The organism is Tomitella cavernea (genome assembly GCF_016599145.1).
GTDB lineage: Bacteria > Actinomycetota > Actinomycetes > Mycobacteriales > Mycobacteriaceae > Tomitella > Tomitella cavernae.
Genome location: NZ_JAENKO010000003.1, coordinates 117,675 through 138,177, shown reverse-complemented (window position 1 = coordinate 138,177; position 20,503 = coordinate 117,675). Strand labels below are relative to the sequence as shown.

Genomic DNA, 20,503 nt, shown 5'->3' with positions numbered 1-20,503 from the left:
GGGCGCCCCGTGGTGGCGGGTCCGGTCGGCATCGCGGCCGTGCGGCGGCCCGGGGCGGCGGCCCCGCGGCGGAGGGGGATCGGCATTCACGACCGTCGACTTTACGCAAAACCCCGCCGGCGCCGCGGGCGCGGCGCCCGCGGGCGGGGCGTGTTGGCGGCCGGGGGACGCCGCTCGGGGTGCTTTTCGGTGCTCACGGGCGGTGGAGTCATACGGTCAGGGCAACAACCTGACTATGAAGGGTTCGAGTCATGACCGCTTCGATCAGCAAGCATCGAAGGCTTCTGCGTTTGATCTGCTCGGGCCGCTCTCGACAACGCACTGATGGAGTCGGCGATCGGCCTGAACAAGACCGAGCTGATCGACGTCGAACGGTCCCGGTCGTGGACCGGTCGAGCTGAAGTTGAGCGCGAGACCGCGGCCTGGGTGCACTGGCACAACACTGAGCGTTTGCACGGTCAAGTCTTTTTGAGTGGTGTATGACGGCTTTGTCGGGTTCCTCCTGGTCGGGTGGGAGTCAGGCGGCGATCGCCGCGGGGTCGGTATCGTCGGTGAGGGCTTCGCTGGCGGCGCGTGCCGCTTCTTCGGCGACGGCACGGGCAGCGGCCTCGGCGAGCATCACGTCGGTCGCCGCGAGGGATTCTAGGCTCATGTAGCGGCGGGCTTCGGACCACTCTTTGTGCTGCTCGGCGAGGACCGCCCCGACCAGGCGGATCACCGACGGCCGGTTCGGGAAGATGCCGACAACGTCTGTGCGCCTGCGGATTACCATATTGAGCCGCTCATTCGGGTTGTTCGACCAGATCTTGCGCCAGATCTCCTTCGGGAACTTCGTGAACGAGAGCACCTCCTCGCGTGCGGACTCGAGGTGCTCGAACTCCGCGGGCAGGCCAGGGCCCCGGAATAGTCGGGTTTGGTCAGGTCAGCGCCGGTGTGAGCGCGTCGTCGGGCCAGCGGGCATGGTGGCGTAGCGCTTCGGCGATGTTGTTCCAGCCGCCGAGGCGTAGCAGGCTGACAGCGATGTTGCGGAAGGTTGCCATGACCCGCGGGGATTGGCCGGTGCGCACCTGGGACAGGTCCTCGCCGTAGGTGACGTCGCGGATGTAGTGCAGCGCCTCGATGCCCCAATGGCCGCGTGCCCACGCCGCGATCACGTCGGGCGGGGCCACGGCGTGATCGGCCGAGGTGATCAGGTACACGACCTCACGGGAGGTCTTGCCTTTGCGGGTGACGGTGCGCCGCAACTGGGCGACCTGCGCTGCCCCGGGGAAATCGATCCAGTCGGGTACGGCAGTGGCCTTGATCGTCCGGGTGATTCGGCGGCCCCGCCCCTGTACTGTCGACCGGGTCGGCGGCACATCCTTCCAGGGCAGCGCCTTGAGCTGTGCGTGCAGCGCCGGAATGTTCTTCTTCACAGTCAGCAGGTAGTCGCCGCCGGCGGAGATGATCTGCTCGGCGGTAGCGGTCTGCGTGTGCAGGGCATCGAGCGAGACGGTCACGCCTCGCAGGTCGAACTGGGCGAGCAGGGTCCGTGTCGCCGGGATCTCGTTGGTCTTGGCGTCGACGGCGACCTGCCCGAGCACCGCCCCGGCGCCGTGGTCGAAAGCGGCCACCAGGTGCGGGGCACGCCCCTCGGCTTTCCGGTCGCGGGCACCGCGGACGGTCTTGCCGTCCAGTGCGATCACGAGGCGCCCGCCTGCGACGAAGGTGCGGGTCCACATCCACACGCCGAGTGCGGCATCGAGAGCGTCGCCGTCGACGCGGGCGAACAGTTTACGCAGCGTCGACTCGTCCGGCGCGTCCGTCCTGCCCAGCCCGAATGTGGCCAGATGCTCGGCTGTGGCCGCGGCGGCCCACTGGCCGATCGCCGTGAACGAGCGGGTACCGGCGATCGTGGCCGTTACCGCGAGCGCCAACATGCCGGCGAGCGGGTAGCGGACGCCGCGGTTGTCGCGTGGGTCCGGGACGGTCTCGAGAACCTCGAGCAGACGCTCGTGGCGAGTCGGTGTCGCGGTGGCGGGCGGCGTGGGCGATGATGGCATGCGGATGTGACCTCGGGGTTGGGCGGTTGTGTCGCAACCTCCATCCAATCCCGTTGGTCACATCCTTCACAGTCGCCACGCCGGTCACGCCGTCGCGAACCCCAAGGTCACAGCGTCGCTACCCGACTATTCCGGGGCCCTGGCGGGCAGGCGATGCTCGACGGTGTCGAGCACCTTCTGGTACTGATCCCGCTATCTCGATGTCCACCAACCCTGGGGAAACTCAACTTTGACGGCACCCGTGACTCGTCCCGAAGAGTCACCAATCCCTCAACTGCGTATCAATTAAGACTTTCGCAAGCCAGGTCTTAAACCGAAAGGCAATATCGGACATGCCATTTGGCGAGTCGTAACTCCCACATATAATCGCATTGCCCTTCGGATCCCCTCCCAATGCCACCTTTTCTTTGTATCCAGAAAAACTGATCCAATTATCCGAGTTTCTGACAGAGGCAAAGCGAGGAGATCCGTACAGGATGTTAGTCGGTGACAGTGTGCCATCGTCACGTAACTCGGGAGAGACTTCGTCGTAACGTTTTTGCACTCCTGTAAACGGAATGCAGTATACAAGCTCGTCCTCGCTATTGAGGCAGCGTCTTTGACGTGGATCCTCGATTGTCAAGTATGTATCGCCTACCGCGATTCGAAGTTGTTCCATTTGCGTTACGTGCGATTCGATCGCATAATGTTGGATCTGAACTAGCTCTGCATAGTCTCGCCGTTCCATCCTGTTTAACCGTAGGCCACCTTCGTGAATACAGGTAATGCCGGACGACGTAATCGTTTGGAGGTCTCTCCGTACTCCGAAAACGCACCGCTGTTGATACAGGCGGCCTGACTGGCTGAGGAACAAAGTTGCAGAGGGGTCACGTCTTGTACTCGAGACATAGTGGAACCACTTGCTGTAGATTACCCACCCCCTGTCGATTTCTTCTAAGTTGTATCGCGTAATATCCATTTCGGACGCTATGTCAACCTTGTTTCTCAATCGAGGAGGTATGAAATTCCGTGACTCCAAGGTTCTATTGCGAGTCTTCCGCAAAAGTGGGATCGGATCGATTCGATCGTTTAAAAGTGCAGTCGCCTGCTTGAGTATATCCGATGTATGCTTACTGGCCGACGATATAGATTGATTGGCCTCGGCCACTAGTCGATCTGTTTCACGGTCAGGGTTCTGCATACGTTTGACCGTGTTTATTTCGTCTTCAAGGCTCATTAATCGCTATCTTTCTATTTGAAAATGTCAATATAATTCTGAAGTTTCATGGCGTGAATAGGTGGGTAGAGTACCGGTGCCGATTGGATCAGCGGCGGTGTGCTCATGACCGGCGATCACCACAGCGATCTCCTGAAGAGGCCGCAGCATCTGCACGAGCTGCCGTATCGACACACCGGTTTGGTCCTGCAGGCTGCGGGAGACCGCCAGGGCGATGAACACGATTGTCAGGTGCGCCTCGATCGCATCGCGGGTGCGGTGGAAGATCGGCCGCGCCCGCAGGTCGGTCTTCGACATACGGAACGATTGCTCCACATGCCACAAGTCGTGGTCTTTGCCGACAGTCATCATCTGACTTTGACGGCACCCTGGCTACTGACCAAGCCTGTTGCTCCCATGAGTTGACACCGCCGACACCGCCCCGTTCTATTCATCGATCGTCAGGAGAATAGCCACGCGAAAGCTGTCGCGAAACAGGCAATAATAATTACGCCGAGAACGAGACCGAGCGCGGCCGGCCCGAGCCAGGTATAGTTCGAAAGGGTAAACGCTAGCAAAGATGCAATAACCAGTGCATTCAACGGCGGATTCATCCTGGCAGAGACTCGTGAAAACCCGCTGCTTGATAACATGAACGGAACAAACATGGCGAGACAAACAGCCAATACGACTAGCCCTACTACACTAAGCAACCCGGAAGTTTGCGAAGTGGAAAGCGTCCACCTCGCAACATCAGTACCAATACTGCTTGCAGTAGTATCTGCTAGCAACCGAAGAACGAAAGCGAGAAGCATTAATGTAACAAATATCCAAAGTCCAAGGCGTCTAATTGCAGGCTGTCCCGTTGGGGACACAGGGCAGCCAATGCGTGTCCCTCCCTGTTTCGAATACTTAGACTCCACTGCAGTTAACAGGTTCTCTCGAGATGTTTTAAAGTCTGGAGGAAGATTGGTGCGCCAATTGCCGAAGCTGTCAATTTCAACAAACGTTGATCCGTAGCCGCCACCACTCTGCAATTTCCAATAGATACCAAATGCTCGAGGGCTGTATAACGAATGAAACCAAGAGGTTTCAGGCCGTAGACGAAGTCTACGGCACGTATCGAGTATATCTTGCGCGATCTCGTTCATGCCCGGGTCGCTAGTGTTCCCGTTATCGTATTTGAAAATCCGCGCCTTGCGTTTACTGCTCGACGAATTTGCGCGAACGGTACGCTTTTCTGCATTCTTCTGCAAGTATCGCTTTCGTGAGTCTACAATTTTATTGTATTCAAGATTCGTCATGACATAGTTTCCTGGTTCTCAAGTGTCGACGGCGGTGTAGTTAGTTTTGTTGGTTCGGGCTTATGGGCCGGCAGTGACGAGGCGTGGGCACATTCGGTGCCGGTATTGCTCGTGACTAGGATGGCGAAGGTTACGCGTGGCGCTGACTTTATTCCGGCGAGTTCCGCGATCATGTTGTCGCACGCGGCGCCGACGACGTCCGTGTGATCGGGTCCCTGCTGCGGCAGTCGGGGCGAGTGACCCTGCGGGCAGGAAACCGTGTGGACGATGGAACGCGTTGTGATGAGTGATTCCCCCTTCATCGAGCACAGCGGGTTGGTGGTGAGGTAGCCGAATGAAGCGCCGGACGGCGCTCGGGGCTGTCCAGCTGATTGATTTCGGTCGAATCGGAGGCTACGGCGGTTCCGCGCGGGTGTCGTGCCCCCAAAACTGGGGGCACGACCGCTGGTTCAATCGCGGCCCGGCTCGAGGACCCGATGCCCGTCGTGGCCGAGTGTGATCCGGGTGACGGTCGCATCGCCACCGTGCAGGATCGTCACGAGCGCGGCCCGGTGCGGGGGCAGGACCCGGACAGTCACGTTGCCGCCGGTGACCGAGTCGAGGACGCGTTCGAGCACTGTGTGGACGCGTGTGCGGACCTCTGCGGGCGCCTCGTCCATGCCGTGGTCGTCGAGCAGGATGAGTTCGACTCCCCGCTCACGCGCGCCGTGCGCGGCGCGCGTGAGCGCCGGAGTATTCAACCCTGGTGCACGAATTGTGTCGCGCAGATGCGCCTCGAGTAGAGAGCTGGCGAGTCGTTCGCCGTCGGTGAGGGGCTCGCCGGCGGCGATCCGTTCGAGCAGTGGGCGGGCGAGCCGGTCGAGGCGTTGCAGTTGCTCGTCGCGTTCGAGCAGAATCGCGGTGGCGGCGGCCTCGTCGGCGACCCGCAGTACGGTCTGATCGCGCAACGCGAAGATGTTGCGTGCGGCGGGGCGGATGGTCCACGTGAAGAACGTCGCCATCAGCAGGGGTGCCAGGTTGATTGCGGATATCGCGAACCCGTAGCCGGCGCCCTGCCCGGTCCGCTGCGCCCAGGCCATGCAACTGGCGATGGTCATGGCCATGCCAATCCATGCCATCGGCATACGGCCTCGCACACACAAGAAGGTGTAGAGCGCGGTGGCGGCGGCCAGAGGCCACAGTTGCAAAAGACTGTCGATCGGAACCGGAACCGCGATGAGCACCAGGTTCAGCGCGGCCGGGCCGGCGAGCACCACCCCGATGGCGGCGCCGAGCGGAAGCGGGTCGCCCGGTGCCCGCACCAAGACGACCGCCCCGGCGCTGACGGCCGCCCAGGCGGCGATGTCGACTCCGATGCCGCTGCCAGGCCCGGCCTTGAGGCTGACGAGCAGGAAAGTCAGGACGTAGGCCGCGACGAGCGCGTGGGCTGCCGTGCTGCGCATACCGAGAAGCCCGCGCACATCACGGTCTTCGTGTCCGGGGCTGGTCACGGTGCGTCCCATCGGAGGTGGACGGTGGTGCCGGCGCCCGGGGCCGAATCGATGTGTGCGGATCCGCCGGCGAGTTGCCGCATCGGCGCGAGGATGCTCACGGCGATGCCGAGACGGTGCGGTGGGACCGTAGACCGGTCGAACCCGGTGCCGTCGTCGGCCACCGCGACTTCGACGCCGACGTCGTTCATGGACACCGTGACGGTGCGTGTCGCGGCGGCGCCGGCGTGGCGCCGACTGTTACGTGTCGCCTCGGCCAACGCGGCACCCGCGGCGCGGACGACGTCGGACGGTATCGGCTGTGCCATGCCTTCGACGTGTCGTTGGACGACGAACCGGGCATGGGGATCGGCGGCGAGCGCCGCGGCGCGCAGATGGGCGAGCGCCTCGTCGGCCGGGAATGGACGATCCGAGTCTGGCGCCGTGCGCAGCTCGTCGAGTTCCCGCATTGTCGCGGCGGCCAGTCTGCTCACCGCTGCCGGCCGGTCACGGGCTGCAGACAGGAGCGTGGCCATCACGCCGTCGTGGATGAGGGCGTCGAACCGTTCGCGCTCGATCGTGCGCGCGCGCCGCGTCGCGGCGGCCGCCGCCGCGGCGTGCGCCGATTGCGTCGTGGCGTCGAGGATCCGGCCCGTGCGCAGGGCCATCGCCGCAGCGCCGACGAACAGCGTGCAGAACATGATCGAGAAGGCGATCTCGGGGACGAGCATTCCCACCGAGGCGCCGTCGCGTGCGGCCGTGTTGATCACCTGCACGGTGATACACCCGATCGTGAGGTAACCGAACGCGGCGGCCGTGGGCCAGGCGATGACGGCGGCCAGGCCGGCGAGCCCCGGGAACCCGGCTAGCCACACCCCGTCGTCGGCGGGAAGCTGTGGCCCCTGCCATGCAAGCGGCCAGGTCAGCGCGGCGAGCAGGAACATCCCGGCAGCGGCCGCGGCGGACAAGCGGATCGCCCGGCTGTCCCGGGTGAAGGACAACAACCCGGGTAGCAGGCCGGCCCCGAACACGGTGAACACGGCCAACGGGGTCCACCATGGCTGCATGCGCTGCGCCAGCGTCGTGATCGAGTTCAGCAACACCGCGAGATACGCCAGGTAGCCGACGCTGATGAACCGGGCGAACAACCGCAGGATCCGGTCGGTGTTGTGCGTGCGGGACTCGGCCGGCTGCGTCATCGGACCGTGTTCTCGGGCACGGGGAGCCATCCGTCCTCCACGGCCCGTTGATACAGCTCGACCTTGGTTTGGGCAGGGCGCCCGGCCTCGTGATACTTGGCGCGGATCCGTCGGAGATAGTCGTTGACGGTGCTCGGGGTCAACCCGGTCAGCCGGGCCACCCGGTCGGCCTTCTCACCCGATGCGTAAAGAGCGAGAACGTCGCATTGCCGGGCGCTCAGCCCCACCGCGGACAGCGCCGGATCGCCGTCGATCGCCGCCGCCCATTCCGTGGTCACCACCGGCTCTCCCGCGGCGGCGGCCGCGATCGCGTCGATCACCACGTTCGTGGGCGCGGACTTGCGGAGCACTCCGAGCACGCCCGCCTTGGCGGCGAGCCGGATCAGGTAGGGGTTCTCTGCGCCGGTGAACACCAGTGTCTCGAGTCCAGCGGCCCGGAGTTCCTCGACGTTGGTCATCGGGGAGGATCCATCGGCCAGGCGTAGATCCAAGATCGCCATATCGAGTGCCGCTTGCTGTGCCAGCAGGTCCGCGACCGTCGCCGCAGATGCGCCTACTTCCACTGCGGGATGCTCGGCCAGCATCGCGCGCATCCCGATCACCACGGATTCGTGGTCCTCGACGATCCCGATGCGATAGCGGTCATGCTCCGGACGACTCTCATGATTGTTCAAAAGGACCTCGCAGTACCCGGACCGACAACGGAATCCAGAATGTAACACCTTTTCTGCGGGTGATTGTTCTGGGGCAATTTTTCCGCGATTCACAGAAAGCGACAACCCCGGCTGTGGCGGGATAAGTGCACACCGAGCGTGTGCGGTGCGCAAGCCGTTGAACAGGCGTTGTTCATGCCGAGATCGTTCCAGCGGGTGTGCTGTTCGTGCCGCGGCCGGGGGCTCATCGTTGGTCGGCGACCCGGCCGCGACGTCGATACCGCAGTGACCAGCACGCATGGTCCGCGATCGTGCGCGACGGCGTCCCGGCCGCGGGGACAGGTGGGGCTGCTGCGGGTTCAAGACCTGCTCAACACCCGGCCCCGCCCCACGCTGGACTACGACACCCCGCCGACCGGCTCCGACAGCTGATCGACGGGGATGTTGCCCGCACCGCTTGACTCCGCCGGCGGAACCGCACCGAAAAACACCCCGAACGACGAACGGCAGGGCGAGCACCGCGGCCTCAGTGCAGCCAACCCAGGTGCGGGGCCAGCAGCGCGTACCCGACGAAGGCGACGATGTCGATGGCCGCGTGCGCGATGATCAGCGGCACCAGCCGGCCCGTGCGCTGCCAGTACCGGCCGAAGATCAGCCCCATCGCGACGTTGCCCAGCCCGCCGCCGATGCCCTGGTACAGGTGGTAGCTGCCGCGCAGCAGCGCCGACGCCGCGAGCGCCGCGTTGGGCGACCAGCCCAGGCGCCGCAGCCGGGTGAGCAGGTAGCCCACCACCAGGGTCTCCTCGGCGACGGCGTTGGCCACGGCCCACAGCACCAGCGCGGGGATGCGCCACCAGTGGTCGTCGAGCGTGGTGGGGACCACCTCGACGTTGAGCCCCAGCGCCCGGGCCGCCACGTACAGGCCCAGCCCGGGCAACCCGATGAGCGCGGCCAGCCCGATGCCGTGCGCGCACTCGCGCACACGCGGGGGCACCAGGCCCGCCAACCGGGGGCCGACGCCGCTGCGCCACAGCAGGTACATCGCCAGGCCCGCGGTGGCGAAGAGCCGGGCGATGCCGAGCAGCTGGTAGCCGAGGTCGATGAGCCCGTTCTGCGCGCGCGAGGTGTTGAGCGCCACCGCCTGACCGCCGATGCCGCCGGGCGCCAGCGCGCTCTGCGCCAGCGAGAGGATCGCGGAGATGCCGCTGTAGCCGAAGGTGATCAGCAGCAGGAACGCGATCTCGAGCCAGATGATGCGGCGGGCGCGCCGGTCGGTCTGCGCGGGCACGTCGACCGCCGGGGCGGAGGGGCGCAGCCATTCGCGGATCACGCCTGCCACGCTAGCGGCCCGATAGCGGCTCAGCGCACAGCGGTGATCTCCACCGGGTGCGGGCAGCGGGCGAGGGTGCGGACGGCGCGGCCGAGTTCCAGCGGGTCGCGGACGGTGCGGCCGAACGGCATGCGTACGTCGGTGGTGCCGGAGTCATCGGCCAGGGACTCGGCGACGCGCAGCGTGATGCCGTGGCTGTCGATGGCCAGCGGGCGCACGCGGTTGCCGCGCAGTTCCGGGGGCAGGCGGCGGGTGAGCCCGGCGAGGATGTCGCCGTGCGCGAGCTCCATGTGGGTGAGCCAGGCGTCCTCCATGAGGCAGAACGGGTCGGCGCGCGCGGTGCACAGGTCCGTGGGGTCGACCACGTCGATGCCGTGGGTGTCCGCGAGGACGGCGCTCGTGGGCCACAGGACGGCCAGGACGGCGCTGTGGCCCAGGTCCAGCAGGCCCTCGTGGGGGCGGGTCTCGGCGATCTCCACCGCCATCCGGCGCTGCGCCGCCGGGGCGAGCAGCTCGAGGTAGCCGGCCAGCCAGGTGACCGAGCGGACGGGCCTGTCGGCGCCGAGCACCAGATGGTCGGTGATCTCGAGGACGCCGGTGGGCGTGTGGCCGTCGTCGGTGTACGGCGTGGTGGTGCCGGGCAGCAGGAGGGCCAGCGCGCCGGTGTCCAGCGGGTGCTGCAGCGTGGGCTGGGTGAGCGTCTCGGTGTCATTGCCGCATTCGTCGCCCTCGGCGTCGAGGGCCAGGGTGGTCAGGCCGGGGCGGACGAGCGCGCTGCAGATGGTCTCGGCCGCCGTGGGTGCTGCCTGCATGGGGTCTCCTTCGCCATCGCCAATGAACAAAGGTAACCCTAACCTAAGTGTGAGGTCCGCGTCACGCACGGATCCCGGAACCACCGGAGGATCACGTGCGGCGCGGGCCTACGGTGGAGCCGTGGAACTCCCGCTCACCCCGTCGGACGGCGCCCGGCGCAAACCCAGGACGCCTCCGCCCTTGCGGCCGCCGCGCGAGCACGCCCGCAGGCCGCTGGCCGCCCGGCTCCTCGTCGCGCGCGCTTCCGGGGGTTCCGCGGAACCGCACGACGGCCGCCATGAGGCAGCCGGCCTGGTCGGTCCGGCGCACGTCCGCGCGTCGGACCTCGAGCGGGTCGTTGTCGGGGAGACGGGCGCCCCGGTGTTCGCGACGCTCGACGTGCCGCCGGAGCAGCTGTCCGCGGAGCCGCCGGTTCCGGTGGTGCGGTACCTGCTGGACGTCTCGGCGGACGAGCTCGACGAGGCGCTGGGACTCGATGCGCCCGGCCACGTCGCGGTGCGCGTGCGCGGTGGCGGGGCCACTGTGCGCGAGTGCGCGGAACGGGCGGTGGCGGCGGGCCGGTCGCTGGTGCTGCCGGCCGGCGCCGGGGCGGGGGACGTCGCCGACTTCCAGTCGAGCTTCGTGCACTCGGACGCCGGATACCTCGCGGAGGCCGACGACGCGGCCGGCGTGGTGCGCGTGCTGGCGTGCGCGGTGGCGGGGATCAGCGGCGCCGACGTGCGCGCGGCGTTCGACCGGCCCGACGTCGGCTACCTGCTGTCGCTCAGCGACATGGCAGCCGACGCCGTGCGTGAACTGCTGCTGGGCGTGCTGGTGCCCGATCTCCGCGCCGTGGCGGCGGAGCTGGCCGCCCTGGGCTTCGGCGCGCAGGGCGCCGCGGAGGCGGTGCCGGACTGGTACTCGTGATCCGCGCGCGTCAGCGGTCGTAGAACCCCGGCGAGGCGTCGACGCGCAGCCGGGTGAGCGCGCGGTAGCTGATCAGCCAGCGGCCGCCCACCTTCCGGTACTCCTCGTGGTAGTGGCCGTAGCCGTGCAGCCACTCCTCGGTGTCCTCGCCCGCGGAGCCGGAACCCCGGCGCGTCCACCACAACCGGTCCTCCATGGCCCACACGCCGCGGGCGGTGGTGTCGGAGGTCAGCGCGATCTCCGGGGTGTGCGCGTGGTGGACGCTGGTGACGGGGCGGTCACCGTCGAGCGTCGCCCGGATCGCCTCCGTCAACGCAGCCCCGCCGGTGACGGGGGCGGCGCCGTTCCCGTCGGCGGCGGCATCGGAACCCGACGACGGCTGGGCCGCGCCCTGGCTGCGCCACGAGTCGCTCACCACGTCGTCGGTGTGGAACGAGGCGTAGCTGGCCCAATCCTTGGTGTCCATGCAGCGCAGGCGTCCGGCAAAGGTGTGTTTGATCTCCTCGACGGCGAGGAGCTGTTCGGCGGGGGAGAGCGTGAGTGTGGCTGTGGTCATGCAGGTTCCTTAGCGGTCATGCAGGTTCCCTAACGGTCATGCAGTGTCCTTACAGGTCATACGGGGGCACTGGGCCGTCCGTCCTGGTCACCGCCGACGCTCACACCCCGGGCCCGCCGCCACAACGGCCGGTGCCGCCAGCCGGGACGCCGCTACCGCACCGTGAGCACCTGCTTGCCCACCGCCGTCCGGTTCTCCATCGCGGCCAAAGCCTGGCCGGCGTCGTCGAGCGGAAAGGTGGCGCCGATGATCGGGTCGAGGGTGCCGGCCTCCATGAGCGGCAGCAGGTCGCGCCACTGCTCCTGCAGGTAACCGCGGTTGGCCAGCCAGTATTCGCCCCAGCCGACGCCCACCACCGAGGTGTTGTGCAGCAGCAGCCGGTTGACCTTGACGGTGGGGATCTCGCCGCCGGTGAAGCCGATGACGAGCAGCCGGCCCTCGCGGGACAGGCTGCGCAGCGAGTCGGTGAACCGGGCGCCTCCCACCGGGTCCACCACCACGTCCACGCCGCGGTGGTCGGTGATCTTGTTGGCGGCCACCAGGAACCCGTCGGCGGGGACGATCTCGTCCGCCCCGGCCCGGCGGGCCAGGTCGGCTTTGGCGCCGTCGGAGGTGACGCCGATGACCTCCGCGCCCAGCGCCTTGGCCAGCTGGGTGGCCGCAGTGCCGATGCCGCCGCCGGCGCCGTGCACCATGACGATCTCGCCGGACTGCAGGCGGCCGCGCCGGGTGAGGGCGAAGTGCACGGTGAGCAGGTTCATCGGCACCGCCGCGCCCTGCTCGAACGAGAAGTGCTCCGGCAGCGGGAACACCTGGGCCGGGTCGGCGGCCACCGACTCGGCGAACCCGCCGAAGCCGGGGAACGCGGCCACTCGGTCGCCCTCGGAGAAGCCGCTGCCCTCCGGGGCCGAGCGCACCACGCCCGCCACCTCCGCGCCGGGGACGAACGGCGTGGGCATCTTGATCTGGTACTGGCCGCGGGTCTGCAGCACGTCGGGGAACGTGACACCGGCGGCGTGCACGTCGATGAGCACGTGGGCGCCGGCGGCCGGCTCGGGGACGTCGTGCACCTCGACCGCGGACGGACCGTCGAGCCGGGTGACCTGTACCGCGCGCATCGGGCGCTCCTCTCGGGCGTGGGGCGTGCAATGGTGCGGACGCACCGGGGTTGCTCTGCGGCTCAACCCTATGCCCGCGGGCGGCCCGACGGCGCGGATTTCGTTAGTGTGCTGTACGTGGAGCGCAGTGGACTTGACCCCGGTGGAATCGGCGGATCGCGGCCGGAGCGGGTCGCCTACTTCGGGCCGTCGGGCACGTTCACCGAGGCGGCGCTGAGCCGGTTCGAGGACGGGGGCCGACTGACCGAGCTGGGCGCGCCGGGGCCGGTGGAACGCCTGGCGGCGGACAGCCAGCGCGCGGCGCTGGACATGGTGCGCTCGGGCGCGGCCGACCTGGCGTGCGTGCCCATCGAGAGCTCCATCGACGGGCCGGTGCTGCCCACGCTCGATCCGCTCGCCGAGGGCACGCGGTTGCAGATCTTCGCGGAGACCGAGCTGGACATCGCGTTCACCATCGTCGCGCGCCAGGACATGACGGTGGCGGACGTGCAGACCATCGGCGCGTATCCGGTGGCGGCCGCGCAGGTGCGCCAGTGGCTGGCGGCGCGGATGCCGCATGCGCGCGTCGTCCCCGCGTCATCCAATGCGGGCGCCGCCGAGGACGTCGCCGCCGGGACGGTGGACGCGGGCGTGTCGACGGCGCTGGCCGGCGAGCGGCTGGGGCTACAGACGTTGGCTGACGGCGTCGTGGACGTGGAGGGGGCGCGCACGCGATTCGTGCTGGTGGGCCGGCCGGGGCCGACGCCGCCGCGCACCGGCGCCGACCGGACCGGCGTGTTCCTCTACCTGCCCAACGAGCCGGGGTCGCTGGCGCAGGCGCTCATGCAGTTCTCCATCCGCGGGGTGGACCTCACCCGCATCGCGTCGCGGCCGACGCGCTCGGGGCTGGGCAACTACTACTTCCAGCTGGACTGCACCGGACACATCGACGACACCCCCGTGGCCGAGGTACTCAAGGCGCTGCACCGCACCACCGCCGAGGTGCGGTATCTGGGATCGTGGCCGGCCTCGCACACCGAGGGGACGCCGCCGCCGGCCGATCGTGAGACGGTGGACTGGTTGGAGCGGATGCGGCAGGGACGGGAGGCGACATGAGCGGGCGGCTCATCCTGGTGCGCCACGGGCAGACGGTGGCCAATGTCGCGAAGAAGCTCGACACGCTGCCGCCTGGGGCGCCGCTGACGCCCGCCGGCGAGCAGCAGGCGCTGGCGCTGGCCGAGCGGTTCGGCAGCGGCGGCCGGCCGGCCATGCTCGTGTCGTCGGTGGCGCTGAGGGCACGGCAGACGGCGACACCCGTCTCCGAGGCCGTCGACCGCGGGCTGGAGGTGATCGAGGGGCTGCACGAGGTGCAGGCCGGCGACCTCGAAGGGCGCTCCGACGAGGACGCGCACAAGGTGTTCATGGGCGTGTTCCGCAGCTGGTACAAGGGCGACCTGGACGAGCGCGTCCCCGGCGGGGAGAGCGGGCACGACGCGCTGGGGCGGTACCTGCCGCAGCTGGACGAGCTGCGCGCCGCGCACCTGGGCGGGACGGACGCCGGCACTGTCGGTGACGTGGTGGTGGTGAGCCACGGGGCGATCATCCGGCTGGCCGTGACCGCGATGAGCGGCGTGGACCCGGCCTTCGCCGTCACCAACCACCTGGACAACACGGACGCCGTGGTGCTGGCGCCCACGCCCGACGGCGGCTGGCGGCTCGAACAGTGGGCGGACAAGCTGCCGCCGTTCGAAGGGCCGTCGCGCGGCGGGGCCGACGACCCGATGGGGTGAGGGGCAGCTTCTCTCAGGCTGCGCGCTCTGCTGGTGTCAGTCCCTGGCAGTCTTGCGCCCGATCAGGTGGAAGGCGCGGCTGACCTGCCGGTACGGGTCGCGCTGGCTCGCCTCGAGCTCCACCGCGGCGATGGCCGCCACCTCCGCGTCGTCGGCGTCATCGAGCGGCGTGCCACCGAACGCGAGCCAGTCGACGAACGTCCACGTGCCATACCAGCGCTCCGTCTCCACGCCGTGGGCCTGTAGCAGCGCGCCGAGCCCGTCGACCGTGTCGCCGCGGCCGCGCACGCCCAGGCCGGGGATGTCGGCGGTGGGGGCGTCGAAGGCGGCGAGCGCGTCAGACCAGCGGCGGCGCAGGGCAGGCGCGATGGCCTGGGTGGCGGCGTTGCCGGTCATGATCGAGACGATACCGCCGGGCTTCGTGCACGCGCAGAGCTGGGCGATGAGGGGCGACGGGTCGGCCAGGTAGCCGAGTACGCCGTGGCACAGCACCGCGTCGAAGCGCCGGCCTGCGGTGGCCGCGGCGGCGTCCTCGCCCGCGGACTGCAGGAGCGTGGCGCGCGCCTGCGCCTCGGCGGGAAGATTTGCGAGGCGCGTGCGGGCCTGGTCGAGCATCGCTGCGGACGGGTCGAGCACGGTGATGTTGTGGCCCGCGGCGGCGAGGGGGAACGACTGGTGGCCGGCTCCACCGCCCACGTCGAGGACCGCGGCCGGGGCCGGCGGCAGGTGCTCGAGCAGCTGGTGGTGCAGCACGTGGGTGCGCACGCGACCCTTCACCGTGGCGTAGGCGTCGTCGACGAAGCGGGACGCGAGGGCCGGGTCGGACCACGTCGGGTCGGCGGGGGTCGCGTGGGCGGCGTCGTCGATCATGGGGCGATGGTAGAGCATATTGTTCGACAATCCCCGAAACACCTGAACACTACTTTCGGGCGAATAACGCGGGTAGGATGACTATTCCACCGACGGAAATGCTATAGAGCTCTCCGCGAAGCGCTCCGCGGGTATGGCCACCCAATCTTCAGGTCCGAGTTTATGTCCGAGACTGCTGGCGATCTCGCGGTCTGATATCCATTTCCCTACCAGTACAATCAACGAGTGGTTATCGCGCAATATTGCTTTCGTTTGCCGAAGTCGTCTCATTGGGTCATGGAGTCCAGCACCAACAGTTGCCAATGATGATCGGGGGATAACCGTGTCCGGTAAGAATCGAAAGAGATCAATTGAGCGCTTTTGCAAGCCTCGATCGTCGAATACAACTTTGAGTTGGTCTTGCGTTAGACGTTTGAGGGGCTGCGGCGGCAGAGTCGACCATGTAACTACTGGGAGTGCATACTCCCGAAAATGAGCGGAACGCGGAGAGCGCTTGCCGTCTTGATTACGTCCATTGCGAAGCCACACGCGGTGCGTACGCATCAGCCACGCTGCAAACTTCCAGTTGCTGAGGTCTGCCTGGATAAGAAGTGTTACTTGGCACTGCCCCTCGCGGGGAATCATCCAAGGCGCGGTGACATCCTGGACGCTACCCTTTATTTCTACTGGTACGTCGTCTATTTCAGTATCGAGAGGGGGTACTTTTTGCAGTCCCAACTCCTCAATAACGTGATATTGAAGCTTCGTTCCAACCGATGATCTCTCGTCGGAATCTACGCGTTTGTCGAGTAGGTCGAATCTCCAGGTTCGAGCTCCGTCCAAAACGTACTGGATTGCCGAGTCCACGGCTACTCTGAGCAAGTCTTCAATCGGCTGCTCCATGAGCCATCGGTATACAGACTGAAGCTCGATGTCGTCTTCTGATGCAACGACGAGATGCGCAGGAGCTTGTGATCCCTTTCGTGTATCCGGCTGGCATTGAGTACCGGGCGGAGCGGTATAACCCTTGATTGACATGCGTGACACGATAAAACACGACCGCAGAGCTACTTGGTCGGGGTTATAGGATAGTGGAACATGAGTGGGGTGTGTGACCGGGCCACGCGGTAGAACTGGGCGGCGGAGCGCGTGTGGTCGCGCGGCTGCCGCGATGCCGCAGTGCTGCGCTACGTGAGGATATGCATGTCCCCCGCGAGCGCCGGACCGAGCCTCATGAGACCTGATGGGTCCGGAGACTCGCCGCGACAGCGGCACGCATGTCGGCGGGCACTCGCATGAAGGCAGCCCAGGCACGATCCAGCTCAGTAGTGCCGCGCCGTCCGCGTTCCATCCAACGCACGAGTCGCCGAAGATCGCTGGGGTCAAGTCCCTCGGCAGCGGCAACAGCGGCTTCTGCACTCAGCGGCGTGTCGGGTCGGCCGGACCGACAGCGCTTGCACTCCGTCACGAATGCGTCTTTCAGCTTCCCTGTGGTGCGAGTCGCGGACCGCCGAGAGATGGAAAGGACGGCCGTAAGCGCCGCATCGTCTGGGTACGGTTCGCCCCCGGCGATACCGCATAGTGTGCACATATACCCATCTCGTGCCAGTACGGCCTGCCGTTCCTTCGCCGTGATGGTCGATTGGGGTGCTGCGGCGCGACGAGCCTTGGCGTCCCAGACATGGACGCCGATCTTCGCGAGACGCTGGTCTTCAGCCAGCAGGGAAGCATCTTCCACGCTGGAGTAGAGCACCCAGCCGTAACTTCGCAGGTCGCGTACCCGGCGATCGATCTGGGACACGCCAGGGAAGGCCTCACGGAGCTGGTTCTTGGTGAAGGTGTTTCCCTCACCAACTTCTTGCACCAGCCAGAGCGCTGCGCGAATCATTCCTCCGGCCGAGTTTTCCGGATCATCCCACCTAGGCTGCCCCATGCCCGCTCCTCCTCGTTGCGTAGAGTTCAAACACTACTGGTGCCCTGCGGGCTGTCGGATGCGAGTGTCATGATGCCTACACGCCAACCGACAGCCCGGTCTGAGCTAACCGAAGGAGCGCGTCCTATGTCCAGCTTTGGTGTCCCTCCCCGGGGGCCAGACAACAAGCATGAGATTGCGAAGCGCCTCAAGCAGGCCAAAGATGATGGTGGCGCGAAGGTCACGATCGACTGGCGTGGCGAACAACGCCATCTTCACGTGATCAGTGTTCCGGTGAGCATCCTGTACTTCAACCCGGACACGCATCGAATCCGAGTTCAGCGCACCCTTGACCCAGAGCGGAACAAGGCGATCGATGAAGATCCCTGGGGCCATGATGCGCAGGACTACTTGCGGGACCTCCTTTGTCAGCGGCCAGCTAATCCAGACCAGGTAGATCCCGAGTACACGGCGTTGATGGATGAGCTTGATGATGTTGGGCAGCGAGAGCCTGGCATCATAAGTCCTGATGGAGTTCTTGTCGATGGTAATACGCGTGCGGCAGCACTGATTGAACTTGGTGTGCAGAACATCAAGGTTGGCGTTCTTCCTGATGATACTTCTCGGCAGGACATAAATAATGTAGAGCTCTCGTTGCAGCTTCGGAAAGATAGGCGGCGCGAGTATTCGTATATCAACCGTCTTGTTGCGATTGAGGAGGAGCTCGGGCGCGGACGCACCGAAGAGGATGTCGCGAAGGATTTCAATATTCGCCAGAAAACCCTCCAGTGTGATAGGTGGGTCTACAATCAGATTCTTGATGCTATCGAACGCAGCCGCAATGAATCAGGCGCTGCGCTGCGGCTCGTAGACTTTGAGCAGCATCAGGAAAAGCTGCGCGAGCTTTACCGCGACTATACGAAACTCGCTACGAAAGATTCAGATGCTGCCGAGCGTCTTCGTCATTCACGTCTCGCCATGGTTATCCTTGATTACCCGAAGACGTCGCTAAGGCTCGCGGAATCAGACTTTTATTCTCGCTATCTTGAAACCCGACTTCCCCCCGAACTCAAGCCCGCCACAGCGGCGAAAGCTCCGCTTTCTGTTCCCGGTATTCCCGGTGTGGCATTGCCCGCGAAGAGCGACGGTACTGCACATATCGAAGAGCTTGCTAACGAGCTTCTGAGGGCAAAGGCCACTTGTCGTGATGGGAACAGTGCCACGCCTGCTGAGGTTGAGGGTGCCTCCTCAACTGTGATGAAGGCACGCGATGCCTTCAATGTCGCTGTAAAACTCGCGGGGCAGAACGCTGAACTGGTGAAGCGGCAATTAGCGGTGCCTGAGCGTTTGTCGGATGCAGCTGAGCAGGTGACGCAGTGTGCAATGGAGTTCGCTGAGGCAAAAGCAAAACGGGCTCTAGATGACGAAGCATTTGATGAAGCACTAATCGCCCTTCGCGATAGCTTGGCCAGTCTCGGACGGCAGGCGCGCCGCACCTACTCCTCGCCAGGTGAAGGCGTTGCATGGCTTCTGGATTCGATTCGAACGGTCTGACAACTATGAGCAATCCAAGTCTGGTTCTTGGACTCTCCGGGGAGGTGACGCGTGCACGTCTCACTGCAAGTGAAGGCCGTGAAGCGGACCTTCGTCGGTTAGCGCTCAATTTCCGCACATGCGTTCAGCGCTCGCCCAGCAGCATTGAAATTGATATCGATGAGCTCCTAACTAGCCTTGAAGTCCTCAACCGCTGGCCGCACACGGCCGCGGGCGATGTCGAATGGGACCCTCAGCTGCGAACGCTGGTGGTGGATTCGATACAGGATTCACAATCAGTATCCAGCGAACTTGAGGGGGAGGAGTGGCGCGCCTCCTACGATGAAGCAACGCTCTCGGAGCTGATCGGTTCTGAATGGATAGGCGAGCTTACTTCATTTCAGCAGCGCGATATCGCAAAGCTTCTGGCGCTAAGGCATGGCGCAAACTTCTCTGTTCCAGGTGCTGGCAAGACCCGGGTAGGTCTTGCTGTGTTCAGCGTTTTGCGTAAGCGTGATGGCCTCGAGAGACTGCTGATCGTTGGACCTAAGTCAAGTTTTAATGCATGGCAGTACGAAAATCTGGAATGTATGTCTCCCGCGCTGTCGATGGATTTTCCCGAGGAGTACCCATCGGAGTCTGCTGACGCGGTCGTAATTAACTATGAACGTCTTCCAAGAATGGTCGGTGCTCTTAGCCGATGGCTTGCCGAGAAGCCGTCGATGATAGTCTTGGATGAAGCACACCGAATGAAGCTCGGGGCTGAAGGTGCCTATGGCTCGGCTTGCCTGGCTCTGGGGCCTCGGAGCAACCGTCGGCTGATCCTTACTGGTACCCCTGCACCAAACGGCGTTAAGGACCTTGAGAATCTGTTTGGATTCGTCTGGCCAGGGATGGGTCGTCAGAGTGTTCGGAGGGCCGTAGGTGCCGGCAGTCTCGCCGCTGCTAGTCGCGCCCTGAATCCGCTCTTCGTACGTACTACAAAAAGCGAATTGAATCTTCCACCTGTAGACACGGTTCTTCGTAGGGTGGCGCTTCCTCCGTTGCATGCTGAGATATATAGGGCACTTGTCGGTCAGTTCTCGGCCAGAGCGTTCGGTGCGGAGGGTGACTTTCAGGCTCTTGGCCGGATTGTAATGTATATGCTGATGGCGGCAACAAGCCCTGCGCTTTTGGCGGAGGGGTCTAGCCGGTACGAGCCGCTTGCTTTCCAGGTTCCTCCTCTTCCGGTACCCGGGAACGCTTCGCTGTATGAGCTTATGAGGGAGCTACCAGCGTACGAGGTATCTCCGAAGTATCAAGAAGTCTTGAAGATTGTTACCGAGAACGTAGCGCAGGGCCGTAAAACTCTTGTGTGGTCCACATTTATTCGGAACCTGGAAACGTTGCGTGGAATGCTCGCCTCGTACGTTCCAGCCGTGGTGCACGGAGGCACTGTAGACAGGGAGGAGCAGATACGTCGTTTCCGTACTGATCCGTCATGCATGGTTCTTCTATCGAACGCGGCAACACTGGGTGAAGGTATAAGTCTGCACCATGAGTGTCATGATGCGGTTTACGTGGACAGAGATTTTGCCGCCGGCCGCTTCCTCCAGAGCCTCGATCGCATTCATCGGCTCGGGCTTAGTCAGGATGTGCTGACTAGAATTACTGTTCTGGTTTCGGAAGGCACTATTGACGAAGTTGTCGCAGCTCGTCTGGCGAGGAAGCTCGAGTTTATGGGTGGTGTGCTTGATGACCCCGCGGTGCAGCAGCTGGCGGACCTCGATGAGGAAGACACACGCGGAAGTGGCCTAGACCAGCGTGACCTCCAAGCCCTGATTGGTTACCTCAGGAGTTCGGCGGCTTGAGCTGC

The 20,503-nt window shown here is 65.1% G+C and carries 19 protein-coding genes and 3 pseudogenes; 7 read left to right on the top strand and 15 right to left on the bottom strand.

Annotated elements, in window-relative coordinates; translation table 11 throughout:
* Positions 1-306 precede the first annotated feature (306 nt).
* Positions 307-465 (top strand): annotated as a pseudogene (locus JJ683_RS02790) (integrase core domain-containing protein); the annotation flags it as partial.
* A 52-nt stretch (positions 466-517) separates the two neighbouring features.
* On the opposite strand, the pseudogene JJ683_RS18840 reads toward JJ683_RS02790, so the two are convergent.
* The 8 genes and pseudogenes from JJ683_RS18840 to JJ683_RS02750 all read right to left on the bottom strand — a co-directional run.
* Positions 518-889 (bottom strand): annotated as a pseudogene (locus JJ683_RS18840) (transposase); the annotation flags it as partial.
* A gap of 28 nt (positions 890-917) precedes the next feature.
* A complete protein-coding gene (locus JJ683_RS02780; RefSeq protein ID WP_242474336.1) occupies positions 918-2,042 on the bottom strand; it encodes an ISAs1 family transposase in 1,125 nt (374 codons plus the stop codon).
* 259 nt (positions 2,043-2,301) lie between these two features.
* Positions 2,302-2,769 (bottom strand): hypothetical protein, encoded by a 468-nt coding sequence (locus JJ683_RS02775; RefSeq protein ID WP_200171127.1) that lies wholly within the window; start codon positions 2,767-2,769, stop codon positions 2,302-2,304.
* 516 nt (positions 2,770-3,285) lie between these two features.
* Positions 3,286-3,600, bottom strand: a pseudogene (locus JJ683_RS02770) (hypothetical protein); the annotation flags it as partial.
* A 98-nt stretch (positions 3,601-3,698) separates the two neighbouring features.
* Positions 3,699-4,541 carry a hypothetical protein gene (locus JJ683_RS02765; RefSeq protein ID WP_200171126.1) on the bottom strand — a complete coding sequence of 281 codons (843 nt, stop codon included), beginning with the start codon at positions 4,539-4,541 and terminating at the stop codon, positions 3,699-3,701.
* A gap of 449 nt (positions 4,542-4,990) precedes the next feature.
* Positions 4,991-6,031 (bottom strand): DUF8320 family protein, encoded by a 1,041-nt coding sequence (locus tag JJ683_RS02760; protein WP_307810647.1) that lies wholly within the window; start codon positions 6,029-6,031, stop codon positions 4,991-4,993.
* Positions 6,028-7,209 carry a sensor histidine kinase gene (locus JJ683_RS02755; protein WP_200171124.1) on the bottom strand — a complete coding sequence of 394 codons (1,182 nt, stop codon included), beginning with the start codon at positions 7,207-7,209 and terminating at the stop codon, positions 6,028-6,030. Before JJ683_RS02755 ends, JJ683_RS02760 begins: the two co-directional genes overlap by 4 nt.
* Positions 7,206-7,802 carry a helix-turn-helix transcriptional regulator gene (locus JJ683_RS02750; RefSeq protein WP_200171149.1) on the bottom strand — a complete coding sequence of 199 codons (597 nt, stop codon included), beginning with the start codon at positions 7,800-7,802 and terminating at the stop codon, positions 7,206-7,208. The genes JJ683_RS02755 and JJ683_RS02750 overlap by 4 nt, the downstream gene beginning before the upstream one ends.
* Before the next feature lie 345 nt (positions 7,803-8,147).
* Between JJ683_RS02750 and JJ683_RS02745 the strand changes: the two genes are divergently transcribed.
* Positions 8,148-8,294, top strand: a complete 147-nt coding sequence (locus JJ683_RS02745) for a hypothetical protein (RefSeq protein WP_200171123.1) — start codon at positions 8,148-8,150, stop codon at positions 8,292-8,294.
* Between the two features lie 94 nt (positions 8,295-8,388).
* On the opposite strand, the gene JJ683_RS02740 is transcribed toward JJ683_RS02745, so the two are convergent.
* Complete coding sequence (locus JJ683_RS02740) at positions 8,389-9,192, bottom strand: CPBP family intramembrane glutamic endopeptidase (RefSeq protein WP_372435221.1); 804 nt, start codon at positions 9,190-9,192, stop codon at positions 8,389-8,391.
* 29 nt (positions 9,193-9,221) lie between these two features.
* Positions 9,222-10,004, bottom strand: coding sequence for a DUF2470 domain-containing protein (locus tag JJ683_RS02735; protein WP_200171122.1), 783 nt, complete (start codon positions 10,002-10,004; stop codon positions 9,222-9,224).
* Between the two features lie 121 nt (positions 10,005-10,125).
* On the opposite strand from JJ683_RS02735, the gene JJ683_RS02730 reads away from it, so the two are divergent.
* Positions 10,126-10,911, top strand: a complete 786-nt coding sequence (locus JJ683_RS02730) for a hypothetical protein (protein ID WP_200171121.1) — start codon at positions 10,126-10,128, stop codon at positions 10,909-10,911.
* 10 nt (positions 10,912-10,921) lie between these two features.
* On the opposite strand, the gene JJ683_RS02725 is transcribed toward JJ683_RS02730, so the two are convergent.
* Both JJ683_RS02725 and JJ683_RS02720 read right to left on the bottom strand, forming a co-directional pair.
* Entirely contained in the window at positions 10,922-11,467 is a 546-nt protein-coding gene (locus JJ683_RS02725) for a nuclear transport factor 2 family protein (protein WP_200171120.1), read from the bottom strand.
* A 152-nt stretch (positions 11,468-11,619) separates the two neighbouring features.
* Positions 11,620-12,585: an NADPH:quinone oxidoreductase family protein gene (locus tag JJ683_RS02720; protein WP_200171119.1), complete on the bottom strand. Its 966-nt coding sequence runs from the start codon at positions 12,583-12,585 to the stop codon at positions 11,620-11,622.
* A gap of 117 nt (positions 12,586-12,702) precedes the next feature.
* Between JJ683_RS02720 and pheA the strand changes: the two genes are divergently transcribed.
* Positions 12,703-13,680 carry a prephenate dehydratase gene (gene pheA, locus JJ683_RS02715; RefSeq protein ID WP_307810646.1) on the top strand — a complete coding sequence of 326 codons (978 nt, stop codon included), beginning with the start codon at positions 12,703-12,705 and terminating at the stop codon, positions 13,678-13,680.
* Positions 13,677-14,354 carry a histidine phosphatase family protein gene (locus JJ683_RS02710; protein WP_200171117.1) on the top strand — a complete coding sequence of 226 codons (678 nt, stop codon included), beginning with the start codon at positions 13,677-13,679 and terminating at the stop codon, positions 14,352-14,354. Before pheA ends, JJ683_RS02710 begins: the two co-directional genes overlap by 4 nt.
* A gap of 36 nt (positions 14,355-14,390) precedes the next feature.
* Here the strand turns inward: JJ683_RS02710 and JJ683_RS02705 are convergent, their stop codons facing one another.
* From JJ683_RS02705 to JJ683_RS02695, 3 genes are all read right to left on the bottom strand, one after another.
* Positions 14,391-15,224, bottom strand: a complete 834-nt coding sequence (locus tag JJ683_RS02705; RefSeq protein ID WP_200171116.1) for a class I SAM-dependent methyltransferase — start codon at positions 15,222-15,224, stop codon at positions 14,391-14,393.
* 81 nt (positions 15,225-15,305) lie between these two features.
* On the bottom strand, positions 15,306-16,241 hold the full coding sequence (locus JJ683_RS02700) for a NaeI family type II restriction endonuclease (protein ID WP_200171115.1): 936 nt from the start codon (positions 16,239-16,241) through the stop codon (positions 15,306-15,308).
* 193 nt (positions 16,242-16,434) lie between these two features.
* Positions 16,435-17,136, bottom strand: coding sequence for a KpnI family restriction enzyme N-terminal domain-containing protein (locus JJ683_RS02695; RefSeq protein WP_200171114.1), 702 nt, complete (start codon positions 17,134-17,136; stop codon positions 16,435-16,437).
* Positions 17,137-17,262: 126 nt separating this feature from the next.
* Here JJ683_RS02695 and JJ683_RS02690 point away from each other — a divergent pair, with 126 nt between their 5' ends.
* Positions 17,263-18,669, top strand: a complete 1,407-nt coding sequence (locus JJ683_RS02690) for a ParB N-terminal domain-containing protein (protein WP_200171113.1) — start codon at positions 17,263-17,265, stop codon at positions 18,667-18,669.
* Positions 18,639-20,498, top strand: a complete 1,860-nt coding sequence (locus tag JJ683_RS02685) for a DEAD/DEAH box helicase (RefSeq protein WP_242474335.1) — start codon at positions 18,639-18,641, stop codon at positions 20,496-20,498. Before JJ683_RS02690 ends, JJ683_RS02685 begins: the two co-directional genes overlap by 31 nt.
* Positions 20,499-20,503: the final 5 nt, after the last annotated feature.

Bases quoted from the DNA above. Each gene is read 5' to 3' on its own strand.
- JJ683_RS02700 (WP_200171115.1), bottom strand. From the start codon at position 16,241: ATGTCAATCAAGGGTTATACCGCTCCGCCCGGTACTCAATGCCAGCCG.
- JJ683_RS02725 (WP_200171120.1), bottom strand. From the start codon at position 11,467: ATGACCACAGCCACACTCACGCTCTCCCCCGCCGAACAGCTCCTCGCC.
- JJ683_RS02705 (WP_200171116.1), bottom strand. From the start codon at position 15,224: ATGATCGACGACGCCGCCCACGCGACCCCCGCCGACCCGACGTGGTCC.
- JJ683_RS02780 (WP_242474336.1), bottom strand. From the start codon at position 2,042: ATGCCATCATCGCCCACGCCGCCCGCCACCGCGACACCGACTCGCCAC.
- JJ683_RS02775 (WP_200171127.1), bottom strand. From the start codon at position 2,769: ATGGAACGGCGAGACTATGCAGAGCTAGTTCAGATCCAACATTATGCG.
- JJ683_RS02755 (WP_200171124.1), bottom strand. From the start codon at position 7,209: ATGACGCAGCCGGCCGAGTCCCGCACGCACAACACCGACCGGATCCTG.
- JJ683_RS02685 (WP_242474335.1), top strand. From the start codon at position 18,639: ATGGCTTCTGGATTCGATTCGAACGGTCTGACAACTATGAGCAATCCA.
- JJ683_RS02695 (WP_200171114.1), bottom strand. From the start codon at position 17,136: ATGGGGCAGCCTAGGTGGGATGATCCGGAAAACTCGGCCGGAGGAATG.
- JJ683_RS02735 (WP_200171122.1), bottom strand. From the start codon at position 10,004: ATGCAGGCAGCACCCACGGCGGCCGAGACCATCTGCAGCGCGCTCGTC.
- JJ683_RS02710 (WP_200171117.1), top strand. From the start codon at position 13,677: ATGAGCGGGCGGCTCATCCTGGTGCGCCACGGGCAGACGGTGGCCAAT.
- JJ683_RS02720 (WP_200171119.1), bottom strand. From the start codon at position 12,585: ATGCGCGCGGTACAGGTCACCCGGCTCGACGGTCCGTCCGCGGTCGAG.
- JJ683_RS02690 (WP_200171113.1), top strand. From the start codon at position 17,263: ATGTCCAGCTTTGGTGTCCCTCCCCGGGGGCCAGACAACAAGCATGAG.
- JJ683_RS02750 (WP_200171149.1), bottom strand. From the start codon at position 7,802: ATGCGCGCGATGCTGGCCGAGCATCCCGCAGTGGAAGTAGGCGCATCT.
- JJ683_RS02765 (WP_200171126.1), bottom strand. From the start codon at position 4,541: ATGACGAATCTTGAATACAATAAAATTGTAGACTCACGAAAGCGATAC.